This is a genomic window from Nocardia pseudovaccinii NBRC 100343, from assembly GCF_001613225.1.
In the GTDB taxonomy this organism is placed as follows: Bacteria; Actinomycetota; Actinomycetes; order Mycobacteriales; family Mycobacteriaceae; genus Nocardia; species Nocardia pseudovaccinii.
Window position 1 is genome coordinate 1 of the sequence record NZ_BDBY01000173.1, and the last position, 1788, is coordinate 1788.

Sequence of the window (1788 nt, forward strand, 5' to 3'; positions counted from 1 at the left end):
GGCGGGCGCGGGTAAGCGGCCGCATATCCAGATGGAGGATTCGCCGCCGCCACGCCAGACCCGCCCGCGCGCCACCGGGCCGACCATGCCGTCCATCGGCGGCTCCGAGGCTATCGAAACCGTGGTCGATCGGGCCATGTCGCAGCTGGGCGTCGTCTATGCGTGGGGCGGTGGCGACGAGGACGGGCCGACCCTCGGCATCCGCGACGGCGGTGTCGCCGACAGCTACGGCGATTACAACAAGGTCGGCTTCGACTGCTCGGGTCTGATGATCTACGCCTTCGCCGGTATCGGCGTCTCACTGCCGCACTACAGCGGCTATCAATACAACGCGGGCACCAGAGTGCCCGTCGCCGAGCGCAGCCGCGGCGACATGTTGTTCTGGGGGCCGAACGGCAGCGAACATGTTGCGCTGTACCTCGGAAACGGGAAGATGGTCGAGGCGCCGCAATCCGGCGAGGTGGTACGGGTGTCTCCGGTGCGCGAGGGCGGCATCATGCCGTACGCGGTGCGGATCGTCTCGTAACCCCTAGGCTCTTCTGGTAACCCCCAGGCTGGGCCGCACGCCGCGAACCCGACCGTGAACCTGTTGATTTGCCGTGATCTCGGGTCCGGTTGCGGCATATGCGGCCATTACCTGGAATAGTTGTGGCAGCACGCACAGGACCAAAGCGAAAGCGGGGATGTTGGTGACTTCGACGGACGGTGTGAGCGGGGCAAGTTTGGCGAAAGAGGCCGCTGCTCCCGCACCCAGCACCCTGGAGCGTGACGTCCAGACCCTGGAGAAGGCGATATACGAGGTCAAGCGCGTTATCGTCGGCCAGGATCGGCTCGTCGAACGGCTGCTCGTCGGGGTGCTCGCACGCGGCCACGTACTGCTCGAGGGTGTGCCGGGTATCGCCAAAACCCTTGCGGTGGAGACCTTCGCCAGGGTGGTCGGCGGTTCGTTCGCCCGCGTCCAGTTCACCCCCGACCTGGTGCCCACCGACCTGATCGGTACCCGCATCTACCGCCAGGGCCGCGAGGAATTCGATACCGAACTCGGCCCGGTCGTCGCGAACTTCGTGCTCGCCGACGAGATCAACCGCGCGCCGGCCAAGGTGCAGTCCGCACTGCTCGAGGTGATGGCCGAGCGGCATGTGTCGATCGGCGGCAAGACCTACCCGATGCCCGATCCGTTCCTGGTCATGGCGACCCAGAACCCGATCGAGAGCGAGGGCGTGTACCCGCTGCCCGAGGCGCAGCGCGACCGCTTCCTGTTCAAGGTGGTCGTCGACTACCCGTCGGTGGAGGAAGAGCGCGAGATCATCTACCGGATGGGTGTCACCCCGCCGGAGGCCAAGCCGATCCTCGAGCCGTCCGAGCTGATCCGCTTGCAGAAGGTGGCCGCTAATACGTTCGTGCACCACGCGCTGGTCGACTACGTGGTCCGGGTGATCGCGGCGACCCGCAAGCCCGGTGATTTCGGTATGCAGGATGTGGCGAGCTGGATCGCCTACGGCGCCTCGCCGCGCGCCAGCCTCGGCATCATCGCAGCGGCCCGCGCCGTCGCGCTGATCCGCGGCCGCGACTACGTGGTACCGCAGGATGTCGTCGAGGTGATTCCGGATGTGCTGCGCCACCGTCTGGTGCTGTCCTACGACGCGCTCGCCGATGAGATCAGCCCAGACGATGTGATCAAGCGCGTGCTGCAGACCGTCGGCCTGCCGCAGGTCGCGCCGCAGGCGGTCGCACCCCAGGGAGCCGCGGCGCAGGCCGCACCTGTTCCGGCCGCGTCGCCCGCCATGG

The 1788-nt window shown here is 67.3% G+C and carries 2 protein-coding genes; both read left to right on the forward strand.

Annotated elements, in window-relative coordinates; translation table 11 throughout:
* The coding region (locus NP3_RS20980) for an NlpC/P60 family protein (protein WP_169814526.1) at positions 1 to 526 on the forward strand (526 nt) is incomplete at its 5' end.
* A 157-nt stretch (positions 527 to 683) separates the two neighbouring features.
* Positions 684 to 1788, forward strand: a 1105-nt coding sequence (gene moxR1, locus NP3_RS20985) for a chaperone MoxR1 (RefSeq protein ID WP_063043298.1), incomplete at its 3' end; no start/stop codon positions are given.